The sequence below is a fragment of the Pedobacter sp. AC464 genome, from assembly GCF_979253075.1.
The window spans coordinates 356473-373560 of the sequence record NZ_CEEDBV010000002.1; the positions used below are offsets into that span (position 1 = coordinate 356473).

At 41.0% G+C, this 17088-nt stretch carries 22 protein-coding genes; 7 read left to right on the forward strand and 15 right to left on the reverse strand.

Annotated elements, in window-relative coordinates:
* Positions 1-4 precede the first annotated feature (4 nt).
* The 13 genes from AC0IWT_RS12215 to AC0IWT_RS12275 all read right to left on the reverse strand — a co-directional run bounded on the left by AC0IWT_RS12215 (position 5) and on the right by AC0IWT_RS12275 (position 10227).
* The gene (locus AC0IWT_RS12215; RefSeq protein ID WP_056095048.1) at positions 5-1132 is read right to left on the reverse strand and encodes a TraJ family protein; all 1128 of its coding nucleotides are present in this window, start codon (positions 1130-1132) and stop codon (positions 5-7) included.
* 3 nt (positions 1133-1135) lie between these two features.
* Positions 1136-1909: a hypothetical protein gene (locus tag AC0IWT_RS12220; RefSeq protein WP_471797412.1), complete on the reverse strand. Its 774-nt coding sequence runs from the start codon at positions 1907-1909 to the stop codon at positions 1136-1138.
* Positions 1906-2571 carry a hypothetical protein gene (locus AC0IWT_RS12225; protein ID WP_471797413.1) on the reverse strand — a complete coding sequence of 222 codons (666 nt, stop codon included), beginning with the start codon at positions 2569-2571 and terminating at the stop codon, positions 1906-1908. The genes AC0IWT_RS12220 and AC0IWT_RS12225 overlap by 4 nt, the downstream gene beginning before the upstream one ends.
* A 4-nt stretch (positions 2572-2575) precedes the next feature.
* A complete protein-coding gene (locus AC0IWT_RS12230; RefSeq protein ID WP_471797414.1) occupies positions 2576-3232 on the reverse strand; it encodes a hypothetical protein in 657 nt (218 codons plus the stop codon).
* On the reverse strand, positions 3229-3891 hold the full coding sequence (locus tag AC0IWT_RS12235) for a hypothetical protein (protein WP_471797415.1): 663 nt from the start codon (positions 3889-3891) through the stop codon (positions 3229-3231). Before AC0IWT_RS12235 ends, AC0IWT_RS12230 begins: the two co-directional genes overlap by 4 nt.
* Before the next feature lie 11 nt (positions 3892-3902).
* Positions 3903-6341, reverse strand: a complete 2439-nt coding sequence (locus AC0IWT_RS12240; protein WP_471797416.1) for a TraG family conjugative transposon ATPase — start codon at positions 6339-6341, stop codon at positions 3903-3905.
* Between the two features lie 278 nt (positions 6342-6619).
* Positions 6620-6931: a DUF4134 domain-containing protein gene (locus tag AC0IWT_RS12245; protein WP_056095071.1), complete on the reverse strand. Its 312-nt coding sequence runs from the start codon at positions 6929-6931 to the stop codon at positions 6620-6622.
* A gap of 33 nt (positions 6932-6964) precedes the next feature.
* Positions 6965-7276: a DUF4134 family protein gene (locus AC0IWT_RS12250; RefSeq protein ID WP_265857018.1), complete on the reverse strand. Its 312-nt coding sequence runs from the start codon at positions 7274-7276 to the stop codon at positions 6965-6967.
* Positions 7277-7281: 5 nt separating this feature from the next.
* The gene (locus AC0IWT_RS12255) at positions 7282-7614 is read right to left on the reverse strand and encodes a hypothetical protein (protein WP_471797417.1); all 333 of its coding nucleotides are present in this window, start codon (positions 7612-7614) and stop codon (positions 7282-7284) included.
* On the reverse strand, positions 7601-7981 hold the full coding sequence (locus AC0IWT_RS12260; RefSeq protein WP_131538522.1) for a hypothetical protein: 381 nt from the start codon (positions 7979-7981) through the stop codon (positions 7601-7603). The genes AC0IWT_RS12255 and AC0IWT_RS12260 overlap by 14 nt, the downstream gene beginning before the upstream one ends.
* Positions 7978-8619 (reverse strand): ParA family protein, encoded by a 642-nt coding sequence (locus AC0IWT_RS12265; RefSeq protein WP_471797418.1) that lies wholly within the window; start codon positions 8617-8619, stop codon positions 7978-7980. The genes AC0IWT_RS12260 and AC0IWT_RS12265 overlap by 4 nt, the downstream gene beginning before the upstream one ends.
* Before the next feature lie 6 nt (positions 8620-8625).
* Entirely contained in the window at positions 8626-9816 is a 1191-nt protein-coding gene (locus tag AC0IWT_RS12270) for a relaxase/mobilization nuclease domain-containing protein (protein WP_471797419.1), read from the reverse strand.
* A gap of 3 nt (positions 9817-9819) precedes the next feature.
* On the reverse strand, positions 9820-10227 hold the full coding sequence (locus tag AC0IWT_RS12275; protein WP_056095082.1) for a plasmid mobilization protein: 408 nt from the start codon (positions 10225-10227) through the stop codon (positions 9820-9822).
* 258 nt (positions 10228-10485) lie between these two features.
* On the opposite strand from AC0IWT_RS12275, the gene AC0IWT_RS12280 reads away from it, so the two are divergent.
* Positions 10486-10692: a DUF6965 family protein gene (locus tag AC0IWT_RS12280; RefSeq protein WP_131538525.1), complete on the forward strand. Its 207-nt coding sequence runs from the start codon at positions 10486-10488 to the stop codon at positions 10690-10692.
* Between the two features lie 263 nt (positions 10693-10955).
* On the opposite strand, the gene AC0IWT_RS12285 is transcribed toward AC0IWT_RS12280, so the two are convergent.
* The gene (locus AC0IWT_RS12285) at positions 10956-11927 is read right to left on the reverse strand and encodes a toprim domain-containing protein (RefSeq protein ID WP_471793755.1); all 972 of its coding nucleotides are present in this window, start codon (positions 11925-11927) and stop codon (positions 10956-10958) included.
* Positions 11928-12499: 572 nt separating this feature from the next.
* On the reverse strand, positions 12500-13342 hold the full coding sequence (locus AC0IWT_RS12290) for an RteC domain-containing protein (RefSeq protein ID WP_471797420.1): 843 nt from the start codon (positions 13340-13342) through the stop codon (positions 12500-12502).
* A 293-nt stretch (positions 13343-13635) separates the two neighbouring features.
* On the opposite strand from AC0IWT_RS12290, the gene AC0IWT_RS12295 reads away from it, so the two are divergent.
* The 6 genes from AC0IWT_RS12295 (at position 13636) to AC0IWT_RS12320 (ending at position 17064) form a co-directional block, all read left to right on the forward strand.
* On the forward strand, positions 13636-14214 hold the full coding sequence (locus AC0IWT_RS12295) for a hypothetical protein (RefSeq protein WP_471797421.1): 579 nt from the start codon (positions 13636-13638) through the stop codon (positions 14212-14214).
* The gene (locus AC0IWT_RS12300) at positions 14199-14774 is read left to right on the forward strand and encodes a hypothetical protein (RefSeq protein WP_471797422.1); all 576 of its coding nucleotides are present in this window, start codon (positions 14199-14201) and stop codon (positions 14772-14774) included. The genes AC0IWT_RS12295 and AC0IWT_RS12300 overlap by 16 nt, the downstream gene beginning before the upstream one ends.
* Positions 14775-14884: 110 nt before the next feature.
* Positions 14885-15340 (forward strand): cyclic nucleotide-binding domain-containing protein, encoded by a 456-nt coding sequence (locus AC0IWT_RS12305; RefSeq protein WP_471793758.1) that lies wholly within the window; start codon positions 14885-14887, stop codon positions 15338-15340.
* A gap of 45 nt (positions 15341-15385) precedes the next feature.
* Positions 15386-15952 (forward strand): Crp/Fnr family transcriptional regulator, encoded by a 567-nt coding sequence (locus AC0IWT_RS12310; RefSeq protein WP_471793759.1) that lies wholly within the window; start codon positions 15386-15388, stop codon positions 15950-15952.
* A gap of 157 nt (positions 15953-16109) precedes the next feature.
* Positions 16110-16586 carry a MauE/DoxX family redox-associated membrane protein gene (locus AC0IWT_RS12315; RefSeq protein ID WP_471793760.1) on the forward strand — a complete coding sequence of 159 codons (477 nt, stop codon included), beginning with the start codon at positions 16110-16112 and terminating at the stop codon, positions 16584-16586.
* A gap of 103 nt (positions 16587-16689) precedes the next feature.
* On the forward strand, positions 16690-17064 hold the full coding sequence (locus AC0IWT_RS12320; RefSeq protein ID WP_471793761.1) for a hypothetical protein: 375 nt from the start codon (positions 16690-16692) through the stop codon (positions 17062-17064).
* Positions 17065-17088 lie beyond the last annotated feature (24 nt).

The following is a 17088-nucleotide window of genomic DNA, read 5'->3' on the forward strand; positions in this document are numbered from 1 at the left end:
CTCTCTATCCTCCCATTATCTGTCCAGCAACCCTGGTCATGCTTGATGCACCTCTTCCCATAGAACTTGCGGCAGAAGATACACCCGATGTGGATACTATCCATGTTGAAATGCTCGGCACGGTAAGCATGGTTAGTGCACCGATGATAAAGGTTACGATTACCATTCCAAAGGAGAGAACTCCATTGCTGGCAAACCAGCCGAGCTTTTCAAGGCTTGCCCCGCCAGTCCCAACAAGCTCCTGATAACGGGTAATTTCCGCCTCAAGTGCATAATGCTGGAAAAGGGACGCTACATACATCACCAGATATGCAATCCCTGAATAAAGGTTTACCGAGATGAACCTGGCGACCCATGTCGAAAAGGAATCCCTGAAAGCTGGCAGAATAGAGACGGCTACTGAAAAGGGGCCTAAAATAATCAGTATCGTGGAAAAGATGATCTGAATGATAAAAATAATGTAGGTGCAGACCCTGAGTATCCATATAGCGAGTGTTTCCAAAAGAGAGGTAGCCAAAAGTTGCAGACCAACCTCCAGCCGGTTTCTCATTTCCACTATCGGGTTCCAGACTTCGGAAAACCCTTCCTTTACCGAAGACTTAACAGATTCCCATGCATTTTCATACCAGGTATCCGCTTCTGTTTTTGCTGTCTGCGTCTCGGCCTGAATTTTATAGAGCTGATCAGAAACCTCTACCATGAGCTTCGCCCGCTGTAGCCTGAGATCATTGATCTCTGCCTGGCTGCCATCAAACATTGCTGAGGTCTTCTGTTCTACAACATCGGTTGGATACGCAAGGACCCGGGTAAAGATGCTCCACCATAGAATCACCATGGTCAGACCGAAAGGACGGAGCAGCGGCATAATTTCAAGCTGTTTATCCCCGGAGATCATTTCATAGCTTTTGATAGCAAAAAAGATGAGCATAAAAATTGCCGCCAGTGCCTGCGCATCTGCAATAAAGGCATCATAATGAGTCCAGATCGTACTTTTCATCTCATGCAGAAAATGCATCATTCCCTCTTCATACACGCCGTTGCCCTGAAGAAAATTAAAAGTGTCCTTGAACGAATCGGGCACTGCCTGCACAAAAAAACCGGCTGTGCCGGTTATAACATTTAAAATATCCATTGCTTACAGTTTTGATTTTTTAAGAATATCATTGGCAATCTGGATATCGCTCTTTGGGGATGCTGGTCTTTGAACTTCACCGGCCCGTAACTTCTGGACAGATGAGCGGATAGAGAGATAGGTTTTTGCCCTTGATTTCTTGGTTTCCCAGCTTGCCGAGAGTTTTCTGAATTCAGATAGCATCCTGTGGTAGGCCATTATCCTTGATCCCCGGTCTAAGGTAGTCGACCTCGCGATTTCCAGCCTTTCAAGAAGTGCACGGCTTTCCTCCCTGTACCAGTCAAACAGCCCCATAGAGATTATGTATTTCTGTTCTGCAAGCGAAAGGCCTGCAAGCATATCGGCATCTGCCTGATTTAATAATCCTTCAAACTCGTTGCGATAGTACATTAGCCAAAGGGGATCGGCAAAAGAAAGTGTCGAAGAATAATTGGAGGCCTCGCTCAGCGCCGTATTGCGAATGGTATCCGCATGCAGTTTGTAGAGATTATCGGTGTTCTGCATGGCTGCTGCCAACATCAGCCGTTGCGTTTGTGGACCGAGCGGGCCAAGGGGTCTTAGATCCGTTTTGGGATAATTGGGGTGAAGCGCCCAGGTAATCCAGTAATCTGGATTAAGCCCCAAAAAACCTTGTTTGGGCGTAAACTTATCCGCATCCCATTGCTTGAAGACCATTCGTTCCTGCTGGTAGGTAATGTGTTTGTCGGTAATTTTCTTCTGTGCCCAGAGGAGCGTTGAGAGCAAACAGAGGAAAAGAAGCAAAAAAGGTTTTTTCATCGTTTTAAAAGTTTTGATTTGAATAAAATATCACTCCCGAGACGCAGATCCTGATTGATAAAGCCCTGATAGGGATTAAGCGAACGGAAGACTCCATTCATTTTTGCCCAGTACATGGATTTTTTCATGCTGAATACCAGGGCACGGATGACGCGGAGCTCCAGGGCAATTTTCTTAAGCAGCGCATCGCGCTTTTCGAAATCCATGAGGACGTTTTCGCCTTCCTTCAATACAAAAGCAGAGACTTCTGAAAATAGGTTTACCCCCCTATCTTTTACCTGGCGGGAAACCTCTTCTGCAAAAAGCAGCAGATGGGGATCTGATTTGGCGATATCAATCATCCCGGCACTTTCCGATGAAATCTCGGCAACCAGTGAGCCGATCTGTCTGACCGCGATTGCTGTTTTGAGCCCCTGATCAACTTCTCTTAAGGAAGACAGGATTAATGACTGAACCATAACGACCGCGCCCAGATTGAGATTAATATCCGAAAGGCGGTTGTTGATCGTATTTAAATAACTGTTATACGTATTTTCAGCTGCCAGTCGTACTGCTCCATTTTCATTTACGATATTAAAATGCCCGCGGTCAAAAACTAGCCTTTGAGCTTTACAACAATAATGACCAATCAGCATTAAAAAAATTAAAATAAGCAATTTCATAACATCAGTTTTTTAGGATATCTTTTTTTCGCAGGATTTCATCTACCAATTTTTTATCGGTATTGATAAATTCTGAGAAAGGGTTTAGCTGATTGAAGACCTTTTTTCTTGAAGAATATTGAAGGGTTACCGCCAGTCCTCTGGATGCCCCGGCTATCAGGTGGAGTTCAGTGAGCACATGAAAAAAAAGCATTTTGCGGTCGCTCTGCTTCATCTGGTCGATGTCTTGCATAGAAAGAGCAAGTCCGTACAAGAAATTCAGCAGTGCATGTGCCCGATCCCCCATATCCAGCTCTGCCTGTATGGCCAGAACGGAAAGTACAGGATCGTCCTTGCATAAATCAAAAATCATCCCCTGGCTTCTTCTAATATCAGCGATCAATGGATAGGCTTCGATTCCGATCTGCGCCGCATCAATAGCAAGTCCCAAAGTCTTGAACCGGGACTGGATATCCCTGTATTTATTCTTTAATCTTACCATTAGGGTTTTGTTTGCCTCCTCATTTGCAGTGGATCCCGCCTGCCTATCCCTTGCATCAGACTGTTTTCCGTGTTCTGTTTTGCTATTACCCACAAGCTGGTGCAAAAGCCCGACATTCAACTGCGCATGAGCAGCTATTGATATGAAAATCATAGCCGTGATAAATGCTGCGCTTTTCATTGCTTGAGCATCTTGGCATTCCTGATAATATCGTCCGCTATGCGTTTATCAATATTGATATATCCGGCATAAGGGTTTAGGGAATTTAAGATTCCGCGCTGCTTTGCCCAGTACATCGTACGGTACATGCCGTAGGCCACTCCCCGGAGGATGGTAAGTTCTGTGACGATCCTATTGAGAAGCTTTGCCCGTTCACCGGAATCCATCAGCGCCTCCCTCCCGTCTTTTAATACAAAAGAGCTAACCTCGGTAGCAAGGTTGATCGAACGGGTTTTGAACTCCCTAGCACCTCCTTCGGCGAACAGCAGTAATACAGGGTCACTAGAGGCTATATTAATCGCCTTATTCACATCAATGACAATATCCTGAGAAATCTCATAAATATCCTTAACAGAAAGCAGAGACCTCATTACCCCTGAAACCTCAGATAAACCTCTGTAAATAGTGGATTGAAGGTCATTTACAATTCCAAGCTGACCAGTTACCGCGAGCTGTGCCCTTTGCACCAGAGTAAGGTTGTCGCTGGTTCGGGACAGACCGCTGTTCATCACCCCTGCATGGGCGGCCGTGGCCGCAGCGGTTGTTGGGTCAACGTATATTTGTGCGGAGGCCGATTGCACGAAGATTCCAAATAAAAAATAGATGAATATTTTTCGCATAAAAATAGAATTTAACTTGTGATGGATGAATTGACTTTCTTGACAAATTCGGGAAGAGAGATTGCGCTCACTTTCATATCGGCAACGAAATGTTCCAGTCCCAGAGGATAAGAGCCGTAACGCTTGACATAAGATTCAACAGCAGTCTTTTCGGGTTTTTCGGTTGTGAAGGTTAAATACTGAAAAAGCGACACTTCAACGCCATAGACCTCCCCTATACTTCCGCGCTTAATGTAAACCTCCTTGAATTTCCCGCGGCCGGCCTTATTTTCAAGCGCATTGATGGTAAATATCTTTCGCTGCTCTACCTCACTGAGCGCCAGGAGTTTTGCTACCTCTGCATAATTCCCCCTAAACTTGGATTGATCGAGCAGGCAGATGGTGTCGGAACTGGCCAGAATGGAATCCTTTATTACAGCATTTCCGATAATATCGCCCAGTTCCTGCGTCACCACAATTGGCTCTCCCCAGAATTTCCTCATCGTTTTATAGAGGTAAAGAATGTAGTTAGCCATTAGCGGAGAGGCGATTGCCTTCCACGCTTCTTCCAAAATCATCGCTTTTCGCTGGCCTGTACGGTGCCTCATTTTCTGCAGTACCAAATCCATAATCACCAGCGTCACGATTGGAAAAAGAACCCTATTTTCCTTGATTGAATCAATTTCGTAGACAATAAAACGCTCTGTAAAATCTGAAAGATCAGCGCTTTCGTTGAGCAGCCTACCGTACTCTCCGCCAAGACAGAATTTTTTAAGTACATAACGGTACTCATCAAGATCGAAACTGATCTTCTCATTTTCCTTGATCTCCGAAATCTTAACGATCGAATAATGGTAGAAAGAATCAAAACACAGCGCATAATCAGCCTCTCCTAAAAAGAAGTCTGAATAGTAGGCCGAGAGTACATTTGAGAAAACCGTATCCTCAATCTGCGATACGCTTCCCTCTGCACCCTTTAAAAGAAGTCCGATAAGTGTTTTGAGGAAATCCTTCTTTTCGATGTTATATTCTGCTTCAGAAATAAGAAAGGGATTCATCGTGATCGGATTCTCCTCGGTATAGGTGTAATACTTTCCTCCAAAATAATTGCATAGCCCGGAATAGGAATGTCCTACATCAACGATCACGATGTCGTAATTATAAAGCATATACTGTTCAAGCAGGCTGTTCATAAAAAAGGATTTACCAGTACCAGAGCTGCCCAGAACAAATTTTGAACGGTTGGTAATCCTGCCAGATTCCATAGGAAGATCTGCTGGATCTATGCCTACAGGGATTCCTCTCCTATCGGTAAAGCGCATGAGAAACTTGGAGGGCTCATCCCGCATCAGCCGTTCCTTGTAGAACAGGCAAAGGGCCGCATCCGAAGTGGTGAGGAACCAGTCGTATTTTTTCAGTTCCACTGCATTTCCAGGCAAGGCACTCCTAAAGAGTTCCATCTGGTTATAGGCATTCTTGGAGGGGATAATCCCCTGCTGAAATAGGGAAGCTTCAATAAAGTTACAGCTGGTATCCAGAAGTGGAAGTTCGCAGCAGACCAATAAAGAATAGTGCGCATTGACGAGCAACTGGTTTTCCCTTGCCACATCTATGAGCAACTTATCAATATCCTCCACACACATCTGATTGGCTGGATCAGGAACTCCGGAATGCCGCTTGCGTTTCAGCTGCAGTTTGTTCAGGGTAATGCCCTGGGAAGGAATTTCAATTAATTGGTTATAAACAAGACTTTCAATACCCGGAACTGATGACAGGAAAGAAAGGTTGTCCATCGGAAATTCCTGTAGTCCTTTCCCGTCGTTCGCCATTAAATATGGCCCAATGGATTCAGGCATGTCAATGGAATCGATATTGACCAGGCTCATGCAGCGGATCACCTTTTTCCCAATACCTATTTCAGTATCCCCGGCCCTTAAGTTATGGAGCGAAAAATGGTCTGAGGAGAAATCCATGGCAAGCATCTGCGAAATATAGCGTTCTATCTCACCCTGGGGCAGTACTTTTGGTGATACCGATGCTCCTTTCAATAGTTCACAGACCTTGGCAATATTGGATACAAAATCCAAAAGGGCTTTCCTGTCATAAACGTACATTGTCCTTCGTTTGACCTGACGGGTTATAACCAGATAACTAGAGTGCTCAATATATTCCCTCCCTGAAAAATGCTCATCGTATTTTTGCTGAAGGGGTTCACTTTGCACTTTCGCCTGATAAGTTCTTTTAGAGAACACATCCTGTTTCTGAATGATATACCCTTCACTCAATATCTTGATCACATTGAGAAGCAGAAGATGAAAGGCCTGGTAGCCTGCCGGATCAGCGGAATAAATAAGCACCGGATTTTCGATAGAAAGAATTACTGAAAAATCGCCTGACTCACCATAAAGAACGGAAAGTCCGCCTATCTCTTCTATTCCGGCATATGGCAGTTTAAATTCCTGTTTTCCCATAACCTCGCCTTAAATAAATACGATGAATGAATATCTCCCTGGATCTGGTCTTATCATGAAGACCGGATGCCTGCTTGGAATATGTGTAGAGGAGCCCACCGGCTATTGAAAGAATGGTTAAGAGGCCACCGATATACATATTGAGGAGCGCACCGGCTAGGCCTCCGGTGACCAGCCCAAGACCTAAGGAAGAAATGCCATAAGCAATATACTTCCCCTTGAAACCCCGATAAACGAGGGGCTTTTGAAGCCCCTTGTAAACTGGATACATCCTCATGCTATACGCCAAAGAAAGCCTTGATCACTACCGATACCAGAACCAGAAAAAGGCAGGAACCTCCCCAGCCCATAATTTCTTTGTTGATGTCCTGATCTCCGGAATTCCATTTGATGTAGACACGTACCCCGCCGATAATACCTACCACGGCACCAATCGCAAGGGTGAGTGTAGAAACCGGATCTACATAAGAGGTCAGCGAGGAAGTCGCCGCATTAATTCCTGTTGTTCCTCCCCCAGTCTGGGCGGAAACTGCCTGCACTAAACCCAATAGCGCGGCCAATGACAAAAGTCTTTTGCTTTTTCTTGTCATAAAAAAATTGATTTAAATTGAATAAAATTGTATTTACAGTCCGAAAAGACCGCGGAGGAATACACCGATGAGAGATAAAAAGAGGCATGAGAAGAACCATCCCATAACCTGCGCGTCGATGTGGTGCTTGCCCATCTGCCAATTGGCATAAACCCTAAGCCCACCTAGGATTCCTGCGATTGCGCCAATAACCAATACCAGATCCGAGAGCGAAAAATACCAGCCTTTCACCTCTGCAGAGGCGGAATAAAACTCTGAGATTCCTGGTTGAGCATTAGCGGAAAAAGTAAAGAGCAAAAAAAAAGCAACTGACGCTGCCCTTAAAAAGAATAAAGAAAACCTCATGGAGTTTAGTAAGGTATTGCCCGCGTATGTTCGATGAGGTTGTCCTTCGCAAGGGAAAAAAGCTGTTTTAGTCCAATGCCTCCACTTGAGCTAATTGGACCTGTTGGCAAATAAGGGGCTGGTTTTTCCTTTTTTTCTGAATCCGTAGCAACAGCCTCCTCTGCTTTCTCTTCCAGGGTAATCAGCTCAGGGGTAAATGTTTGTGCAAAGAAAAGCTCGTCTACCGCAGTTTCATCTACAGTGCCTCTTTGAGATAGAAAAAGATCAAAAAATAAGTTCAGTAAATAATAAACCAGATATACAATAAAGATTATGGTCAAGAAATTAGTCCAGCTCATGGGTCATTTTTTTTAGGGTTTGTGAAATATATTCATTTAGCCAGGGGTGGCTTTTTAAAAACTGGTGGAGGGAAAAAACAATGACCCGCGTCATATCGATATTGGATGCGGCCTTTAATTGCCTCAGCTTGCTCATTGTACGATTATCAATCCGGATAAGGATTTTCTCCTGCCCATCCATATTAAAGTCCCGCAGGGATGAGAGAAAACTAGCTAGACGCTTGGCGTTCACGGCCGTTTCTTTGGATTCAGTTTTTTTTACACCAATCTTTTCAGCGCCATGACTGGCCTGGGATTTTTCCGGCAATCCCTTTTCTTCTTGGATCCTTGATTTCAATTGATCGGCAAGGGATTTGATTTCGCTCATGTCGATATACCTTTCTTCATAAAGCTGCCATAGATAAAGTCCATTGCCGGCATAAAAACTGGAATTAAAGAGGCCGGGATATGGATGGTTCCTACCCGCTGAAAATCGATGCGGTCAGAAATACCGGGAGAAATCTTTCCAAATCTGGATAGTACCTTGTCTACCTCTTCCCTGGTTTCATACTTTACGGTTGTTTTAATCCTATTTGGCACATACACCATGGGTGATAAATTATTGATCTCCCGACATACAAGCGAAAAGAGCACTGTACTGTCTACAGAAAATTCATCATAATTAAACGGGCAGATAATGAGTTCCGCGGAGCTGATAATGGGAATCAATAGGTCATCGTCCATTTTACCCGGAAGATCAATGAGCACAAACTCATCCTTATTTTGGTTAAGCAGTTCCAGCAGAGCCGGGAAGTACTTAAGATCAGAGGGAATAACCTCGTAGAGGGGATCGTTCTCCAGAATCTTTGCCTTTTCAAACTTGCCTGAAATCGAAGCCTGGTAGTCCATATCTAGAACGGTAACCTTCTTTTTTTTAAGCATTGAGAGGAAATAGGCCAGTAACAGGCAGAGTGTACTTTTACCGGCTCCCCCTTTCTGATTTCCAATTAATATAACCATAAGCATAAAAATTTAACGTGTATTGGTTCTTGCTTTTTTTTGCCTGCGCCTATTCCGTCCGAGGATCTGCTCATCATCAATATCATCAGAGATATCTATATCCAAAGAGAATTCGCCAATGGATATACAATCATGCATTTCAACCTCGTCAGCAGGAAATATTGACTCTGATGGATTTTCAAGGAGCATCTCTTCCTTTGGAGAAAACTGATTTTCATAAATACCCTCCGAAATGGGTATTAACGTTTTTACGTCTTCGGTTTGGCGTAAAGTCTCCATAAACTTAGTTAGAGACATAATATCGCCACCTTTAAAAACTTCCTTGGTGGAATGGTCTAAAATGGTATAGCCATATGGCGGCTTGTCACCTTTAAAATGAAATACAAACTTAAGGCCGAATGAAGAAGATAGTTTTTCGCTTAACTCAGAGGTATAGCCTATTACTTTTCCCTTCTCGCCACCTGGAAGATCTTCCCTGATCGCTTGGATTCTGGAATCGGTAATTGGCCTATATTTTTCAAAAACCTGTTTTAACTGTTCCTTTCTTTTCTGGTCAGGTGAAAACCGGGCAATTTTTTGTTCTATTTTATCTAAGCTTACACTGCCCACTTTTTCACCATATTTTGAGAGATCAAGCGTATCCTCCAGAACTTTTAATGCATATCCCTGTCTTTCAAGCAACATCATAAACTGCGCCTTATTGGAGAAGCTGTATTGAAGTGCCCTCGTCAAAGCTTTTTCAGCAGCATGTTTCTCATCTTTACCGATAAGTTTATTCAGTACCTTATAAGCCCTGATCTTCTCAAAGCTGTCCGAAATCTTTTTCCCTTCCAGGTCTATTCTTGAAGAGACCATGTGGATGTGATTATTCTGCGTGTCCTTGTGGAAAATGAGAAGATACGGCTGATTTCCATAACCCATGCCCTCTAGCCAGCCTTCGGCCAGTGTAACTAGTTCCCCCTTGTCCAAGCTTCTGCCCTTTGAAGATATCATTGCATGAAATTGCGGATATACAACCCTGCGGTTTCTGCTCGCTAGGGAAGAAAGGTAGTTTATATAATCTCCAGGCCTGATCTCAGATAGCCCTTGCAGCGCCCCAAAACCGGATACCTTTACCAGTTCTCCCTTATTTTTTTCAACTTTATTGGTATTATACCTAATTGCCCTAAAAGTCTTTGATTTCCAAAGAATTTTTACAATCATAAATTAAGCCTTTAATAACCTGAGTAATTCCCTGGTTGCTCTCTCCATTCCTCTAAATATTGAAATGTAATCAGTAAAAATCGTGTTGAACTGAAGTACAATTTCAGCAGAGAGCATTCCTCGCTTATTTAAAAAGTTCGCATGCCGGGCAAGCTGGTTAATGTTGTTTCCTGACCTACCGATCTCTGCACCGATCTGGTTCAGGTGTTTTAAAACTTCAACTGCATTGATTTTATTTGAAACCGCAGAGGAGATTAAAAGCCTTTGCCGCAAGAAATCACTTTCTTTCAATCCAAGGGAAAGCCAAAGGTTTCGGAGTAAAGCATATTCTTCCTCGGTAAATCTGGCCTTAATGAACCTGGTTCTTTTACCATCTAATTTTAAAGGCCTCCCATTCTTTTTCTTGGTCATATTCAACAATTAAGGGACATCCTCCGAAGAAGAAAAAACTAGTTGCGACGTTTTTTCCATCCCGCTACGCCCCCAAGGCGAAAAAAAGCGGGCAAGTTATAGGGTTTTTGAGCAACAAAAACACAACTTGCAGGCTAAAAAACCAAAATACACCTACAATAACGAAAGAATAAAAACCAAAAAATTTAAGCGTGGTTTATTAGGATTTTGTTAAAAAGTATTCCGGCAAAACAGAAAGCCTAAAGCTATCTTTGCCAGATGGAGCTGCAGGAATTAGAAGAGTTTTTCAAGAATTGCCAGAGACCGGAGATGCCGGTGTTTTTAAATGAGGCAACAAAAGTAACTGACTTTGATTTATTTCTAGAGAGCCATTTCGGGCCACTTAGAGCTAATCCGGAAAGTAAAATCAATAAGCCACTATTAGTAAGGCTAAAAATGATGAAACTTATCATTGAGTCTAACTAGCTAAATATATATCCACATATTTCTATATAAGAATATATCCACATATACCGATAGAGGCATATTGATATTTAAGCATACAATGATGTAAAGCCGGAAGAGGATTACGTAAAAAGTCAATGTAAACCCTGAACCGGACGAAATAACAATTGTAAAGAATACTTAGTATTAACAGCTCCCAACTGTAAAGACTTTTCCGGACGAGACATATACAGATATAATTATATCTATATAGCTCAATATTTACATAGTTATATATTCATATATCAACGTGTTATACCAAAACCATTCTCTACACTAAAAGGCATAGGCTTAACAATAGATTCTTCAATTTTCCTTAGATCAGCCACAAGCTTTTCATTATAATCCTTAAACCCTGCATATTTGAAAGAACAGTCTATACTTCCATGTACATCTCGGATAAATTCCTGCGCAGCAGATTTTCCTGCTTTATCATGGTCAAAATAAAGTTCAATAGAACCAAACTGGTTTGACCTACCCTTGGCAGCCTGTAGAAAGGAAAGGGAATTCAACACCAATATGGATGCAGGATCCTGCGGATGTTCGACTTTCCAGCTCAGAAAATCAAAGTAACCTTCAAAGACACCTAGCCTGTCAACAGCCCCCTGCAAAAAACTCATTCCCTTGTGCCCCAGGCAACCCTTAAAATATTTGTTGCGTACCTCCCAGCCACCATTCTCATTTGGCCATGCAGAAGCAAAGTAATTCCTGCGCTTATTGCTGCTGTCCATGACCGAATAATAAAGTTCATATAAATAACCACCTGCAACGCTGTGCACTCCCCTGCCTTTAAGATATGAGCTGATGACATCGTTGCCGATTGATTCATTTACGACTTCTACTTCATATCTTGGAACTTTGAAGGATAATGGCCTTCGGGAATTATCAACAGGCACATCCGCGGTTTTCTCAAGGTTTATTTTTGCATACTCTACGATTTTTTTAAGAACCTCAGGAAAGCTTGAGGGATACCAATATGCAAGGCCAAAATCGATTATGCTTCCGCTTTTTATTCCCGACACTCCTGCACCGCCATGGTCAAACCAGACCCCCAGATTATCATTTACACAAAGTGAGGCCGTATATTCTTCACGCAACATACTTAGAAAAAAATACTCTCCCCCCGATACTTTCTGGGGACTGAACCCCAAGTTCTTCAAAAGATCGAGGAGCGACACTTTCTCCTTGATCTCATTAACGTTTAAAAAAGCTGACATACCGATTTAGTTTTAGAATTTTCAGAAACAAAAAAGGGGCTTATCGCCCCTTTAAGATAGAACCCAAAAAGAAGGGCCTCTATATATTGTAACTCGGAACTACTCGCGTCGATTTCTACAAACCGGACATATCGTCTGCCAATGCGCTTTCACCTTTTTGACGTCATCTCAAAGCTTCGCAAAATTCCCTTCAATTTAAAGGGTAATGTTTCATTCCTGAATGTCAAAGACCAACTCTTTTGTTGGCTCAAAATTCAGGAAGTATGTTGCGAGCATTTGACACTTTTCAAAAAGTGGGTACGATTTTTTAATTCTTATACTTAGCTTGATTGCAGTGGTTTTCGGAATAGAAATGTTGTAGCTCACCGATATTACCGTAAAACCCTCACATAGAAGCGTAAATTCTTGACAAAACTTTAGAATTTGCTAAAATCTCTACAAATCCTGGCAATAAGATTTTGACACTTTTTCAAACTTGTGCTATACTTTCACTACCAAACATTTTTAAAAATTTCTTTCCAGACACATAGCTTTACATTGAATTTGTTAGAAAAAATCCCAGAAGAATCATCTTATCTGAAGCGTTGTTTACTGATAATATGATTGTTAATTGCACTTCTCATACCATCTAGATAAACTGTATACCCTTTGCTCTTCCTTCTGGATATATCGATGAATTTTCGGTAGGCCACACCCAGGTCTATATTCAAGCTTCGCTCAAGAATATCCACGACCTGGGAAATGTCAGCTTTTCCATTATTTAAAGAACCCATAAAGTATATGCCATAGGCGAGCTCAACCAGATTAACTTTGTCATCGGTCCATTTCAGCTCCGAATTTTTCGCAAGAAGGTGATAAAGGGAGGAATCGGGATTGTTATAAATCAAACGAATCCTGGTCAGCAAAAATTCGCGTAGCTGCTCGTATGCACGGAACTTTGCAAAGGTATAATCTACATTGGTATCAAATTCGTCGTATTTCAACGCCGGAAAAATCCCCTGCTTGTTTTTTCTGAGAAAATATTCCTGGTCCAGGGCAGTTTGATTGTTAAGGTAATATTGGTAAAGGAATTTATTTTGCTCAAAGTATCTCCTCAGGAAATCTATTTCCAGAACATAATAACTCCTAATTGCCTCGTCCGTATCAATCGGAATATTTGATAGAATATTGAATTGCTCCACAATCAAAATTTTACAGCAATAGAATTTCGGTTTGGTTTCTTTAAAGAATAGTATCTCTTCCATTTCAGAAGAGAAACCCAATTGGTTTACCAACGTGTTCAAACGAGTTATATCCTTTTCGATAATGTCTAGTGAGGATGAAAATCTGGTCAGATCACTGATGGGTTCTTGTTTTACAGCATGCAGTTTTGCGGTCATTTCTAAATAAAGCTGTTCAGAAGTTTGGATTAACATAGAGAAGGATTTAGGTAAAAAGTTGGTTGACTGAACCTGCGATAATCCTACAGGAACTTTCGCAAGTTGTGCCAATTCGCACTCTAAATCAAGTTGACTATCAGTTGCATAATTGATCAACCCCCCTTGAATACATTATTTGCAGATAAATTCTAAAGACAATATTCGTCAAATTTTACTTTTGAGAATATGTTTGTCAGCCTAATCAAACTACTGGTGTAACCACCAAAGGCCTCGGTGTAAAAATCTTTTTGACAGGTAAATTCAGTCATAAATTGTGCTAAAAATCAGCTATGAATTACCAATTTATTTTTTTTGAGGAACATCTCACAAGCCTGCAAACGAAAAAAACTTTTGCAAAAAATTTTGCAATGGAATCAAAAAAAAATCTGGAACGAGAGCATTCCCGACTGACCAGAGCCTTCAGGGATATGGCCGTTGAACTAAATAATCATGAAAAGTCAAAAGCATATTTCAATTTTCACCAACAGAACTTAACCCTTTTAATGGATAAGACTAGCACAGAAAAAAAGCTTAGGGAAAAAGATCCGGACCACAAGATTATAATAAGTACTCTGGAAGCATTGCTGGATATAATGGAAGAATTACTAATCTGGATGAAACAAATCTTTCCGAAGATCTTCGACTATAAAGGCAGGATCCCTATAAAAATGATTGAGTCCGAAATTTCCGAAATCGAGAATGATTTGGATTTAATCGTTGGAGAATTTGAAAAGAAGAAATTTGATCCTAAACTGATGCAGGTCACAAGATCGGTTTTGGATATAAGTCAGATAGTCAGTTTTAAAGATCTTAATTTTGGAAAGAATCCTGCGATAAAATCCATCAAGGTCTTATGTTGCTTGATTTGATTGATGAGTTTAGCATTATAAAAATTTTCATCGGGCTTGGAATAAATCATCCTGACTTATTTTTTTATGCCAAACGGTATATTTCAAAAGAGATTGAGCATAAGACAACTTTAGGGGAAAAAATTTCTGCAGTCTGTTCCTATCGGAAAGAGATAAGAGTGTTATACAGAGAAACCCAAATGCTCCAGTTTACAAGGAAACCCGATATTCAGCGCACTATAAAAAAATTCCTTCGAGAAGAACTCCTTTTACTCCGGGCTATGGAATTTGTGAATCATGAAGTTGAGGAAGCGGGAATTATGAACGCCAACTATAAAGTTTCCTTTTCCGTTAAACAGCTGGCCTTTTTCGTCCATCTTCAGATGGAGACCGGAATAATAATATGGCAAAGGGCAAAATTCGCGCACCAATATATTGCAAGGCACTTTAGCACGGTGGAACGAGATGCAATATCTGAAAAAAGTGCCAGAAACGCCCACTATAATCATGCTAGTGAAGATATTAAGAAAGTGATCGCAAAGCTCAGTGAAATGCTCGCATTAGCTCAGGAAAGATATTGAAATTGTGAGAATACTGCGAATCTTGCAATTTGATGAGGGGTTGCAAGACCATAAAATTTCTGCAACTTGACAAAGTTTTCAAATAGCCGTTCTTTATCCCTCAAAAGATTATGGACGTAGAAAACTATTCACAGAAACTAAATACATTTCACTCACTCTCGCCTGGACTCAAAGCATACATCTCAACCATAGCCAAAGGAACCGCATACAAGGGTGGCCAGACGGTATTCTTGACTAGAGAAGATTATAATTTTTATCCCCTGATTGAAAGCGGGTCATTACGGCTAATGGCAATCGATAAGGATAATGATGAAGAAATTGTTATCCGAACCTATAATGCTGAGGAATTCCTGTATCATTTCCCAAACGTTATGCCAAGATCAAGATTTGAACTTTACGTAGAGTTTTTAGAGGATTCGTATTTGGTAGCGTTTAGCGAAAAGCATTATTCGAACCTTATGAAATTATTCCCTGATGCGTACCTCTTGAACCTATCATATACAGCATGGCATTTAAACATTCAGTTGGAACTTCTTCTCGGCAATAATAAAATTCCTGATAGGTAATAATGTATATGACGAACCTTAAAGTTTACCCTAAATCATATTCAAATGAAACGACTCATCGAAAAACTACAAAGTCTTCAAAATGCAAGCGAAACTCTTGTAAGCCAACTGGCCGAAATTTCTGTTCAGAAAACTTTCAATAAGGGCTTACTTATTAGCACACCAGATCATTCATACCCTGAACTTTATTTTATCGAAGAGGGTCTTGCAAGAGGGTATTTTATTTTCGAGGGGCAGGAAAATACATCATGGATATTACAGCGTGGGTTTATTTTTCCGACCACTTCATTTTTTTCTTTCAGCCATACAAATGAGTACGTCAATTTTTTAAAGGACAGTTCGGGCTATTCAATAAGTCTATCCCAATGGAGTGAACTTGCCCAAGCAAATCCCAAATTTCTAATAATTCTTCTGGAAATCTACGAGGAACATTACCGTGAAATAATGCAAAGAGAACAAATGCTGAGGATCAGGCATGCGGAAACAAGATTTCTTTATTTTCAAGACCGGTATCCAGAATTAATTAATCTTCCCATTCATCAGATTCTGGCGTCCTTACTCGCAATTGAATCAAAATATCTTTTCAAAATAAAAAGGAAATATCGCAGATGACATTTAAGCAATCGCATTATTAGACAAATAGATGTGCCATTATTTCAGATACCAAGGGGTGCAAAAAGAGTAAAAATTGCCGAATTCGGGTAGTAATTATTATTCCTGTTGTTTCGAACTTTAATCTACACTCAGATGGGTTTTTATTAACAAAAACATGGAAAATATTTATTCACACAAACGGACGCATATAAGCTTTAAAAGCTTGGTATCAAATCTAAATACAATTGGAATATTCCTGCTAACATTGCTATGGTCTTATGCAGTTTTTGCAAAGCTCGCTGATCTAAAACTTTACCAGCTCCAGATGAAGGAGCAACCCTTTCCTTATTCAGTACAGCAACTACTGACATATCTTGTCCCAATTCTTGAGCTAACTGCTGCTACACTGCTGATTCTTAATAAACACAAATGGGGGCTTTGGCTGTCTTTAGCACTGATAATGGGATTTACAATATATATCACATTGATACTGACCCATATTTTTCCCAACGCTCCGTGCAGCTGCGGTGGCTTCATCTCTAAGATGAGTTGGGAAAGCCATCTTTACTTCAACATGCTTTTGTTTTTTATAAATATAGGTTGTCTTATCAGAATCATCAGACAAGAAAGGAGGTTAAACGGCAGAGAGTGAAAATAAATTATCAAGAAATTAACTCAATTAACCAGGGCATAGTGCCCAAAACTTAAACTAACTTTTTCGCTTGTTTTTTGATAGTAAAAAGCATCCTTAAATTATGTATACAACAGTAAAAAAATTAAGCAAAGGCCTAATGGCCGCCGCTTTAGGATTAGTATTGGTTTTCGGTGGATCTGCATTTAAAGCAGAAAACAAAAGAGTACAGTATAAATTCCGGTATAACAACCCGAGTGACTACAGTCAAGGGGCAGTTCAAACCGAAAGTAACTGGATTCATGACGAAAGTGCACCAGAGTGTGACGGGGTATTGGAACAGCCCTGTACAATTCTTGTTGATCAGAATTTTGTCAACACAGGAAGCACTCCAACATTAAAAACTTCACTGAATATTACGGCAAGTGCCACCAGTTCTGGATTTGTGACTGGTAGCAGCGATAATACCATGGTAATTGAAAATCGCACAGCCCAATAGTAATTGAGGAATTACCAATTTTAA

Coding starts and splice junctions, on each gene's coding strand:
- AC0IWT_RS12260 (WP_131538522.1), bottom strand. CDS start 7,981: ATGAGCGAAATCAAATCCCTTGCCGATCAATTGAAATCAAGGATCCAA.
- AC0IWT_RS12280 (WP_131538525.1), top strand. CDS start 10,486: ATGGAGCTGCAGGAATTAGAAGAGTTTTTCAAGAATTGCCAGAGACCG.
- AC0IWT_RS12270 (WP_471797419.1), bottom strand. CDS start 9,816: ATGATTGTAAAAATTCTTTGGAAATCAAAGACTTTTAGGGCAATTAGG.
- AC0IWT_RS12250 (WP_265857018.1), bottom strand. CDS start 7,276: ATGAGGTTTTCTTTATTCTTTTTAAGGGCAGCGTCAGTTGCTTTTTTT.
- AC0IWT_RS12285 (WP_471793755.1), bottom strand. CDS start 11,927: ATGTCAGCTTTTTTAAACGTTAATGAGATCAAGGAGAAAGTGTCGCTC.
- AC0IWT_RS12295 (WP_471797421.1), top strand. CDS start 13,636: ATGAATTACCAATTTATTTTTTTTGAGGAACATCTCACAAGCCTGCAA.
- AC0IWT_RS12255 (WP_471797417.1), bottom strand. CDS start 7,614: ATGAGCTGGACTAATTTCTTGACCATAATCTTTATTGTATATCTGGTT.
- AC0IWT_RS12310 (WP_471793759.1), top strand. CDS start 15,386: ATGAAACGACTCATCGAAAAACTACAAAGTCTTCAAAATGCAAGCGAA.
- AC0IWT_RS12215 (WP_056095048.1), bottom strand. CDS start 1,132: ATGGATATTTTAAATGTTATAACCGGCACAGCCGGTTTTTTTGTGCAG.
- AC0IWT_RS12225 (WP_471797413.1), bottom strand. CDS start 2,571: ATGAAATTGCTTATTTTAATTTTTTTAATGCTGATTGGTCATTATTGT.
- AC0IWT_RS12265 (WP_471797418.1), bottom strand. CDS start 8,619: ATGCTTATGGTTATATTAATTGGAAATCAGAAAGGGGGAGCCGGTAAA.
- AC0IWT_RS12240 (WP_471797416.1), bottom strand. CDS start 6,341: ATGGGAAAACAGGAATTTAAACTGCCATATGCCGGAATAGAAGAGATA.
- AC0IWT_RS12230 (WP_471797414.1), bottom strand. CDS start 3,232: ATGAAAAGCGCAGCATTTATCACGGCTATGATTTTCATATCAATAGCT.
- AC0IWT_RS12235 (WP_471797415.1), bottom strand. CDS start 3,891: ATGCGAAAAATATTCATCTATTTTTTATTTGGAATCTTCGTGCAATCG.
- AC0IWT_RS12290 (WP_471797420.1), bottom strand. CDS start 13,342: ATGTTAATCCAAACTTCTGAACAGCTTTATTTAGAAATGACCGCAAAA.
- AC0IWT_RS12275 (WP_056095082.1), bottom strand. CDS start 10,227: ATGACCAAGAAAAAGAATGGGAGGCCTTTAAAATTAGATGGTAAAAGA.
- AC0IWT_RS12245 (WP_056095071.1), bottom strand. CDS start 6,931: ATGACAAGAAAAAGCAAAAGACTTTTGTCATTGGCCGCGCTATTGGGT.
- AC0IWT_RS12220 (WP_471797412.1), bottom strand. CDS start 1,909: ATGAAAAAACCTTTTTTGCTTCTTTTCCTCTGTTTGCTCTCAACGCTC.
- AC0IWT_RS12300 (WP_471797422.1), top strand. CDS start 14,199: ATGTTGCTTGATTTGATTGATGAGTTTAGCATTATAAAAATTTTCATC.
- AC0IWT_RS12315 (WP_471793760.1), top strand. CDS start 16,110: ATGGAAAATATTTATTCACACAAACGGACGCATATAAGCTTTAAAAGC.
- AC0IWT_RS12305 (WP_471793758.1), top strand. CDS start 14,885: ATGGACGTAGAAAACTATTCACAGAAACTAAATACATTTCACTCACTC.
- AC0IWT_RS12320 (WP_471793761.1), top strand. CDS start 16,690: ATGTATACAACAGTAAAAAAATTAAGCAAAGGCCTAATGGCCGCCGCT.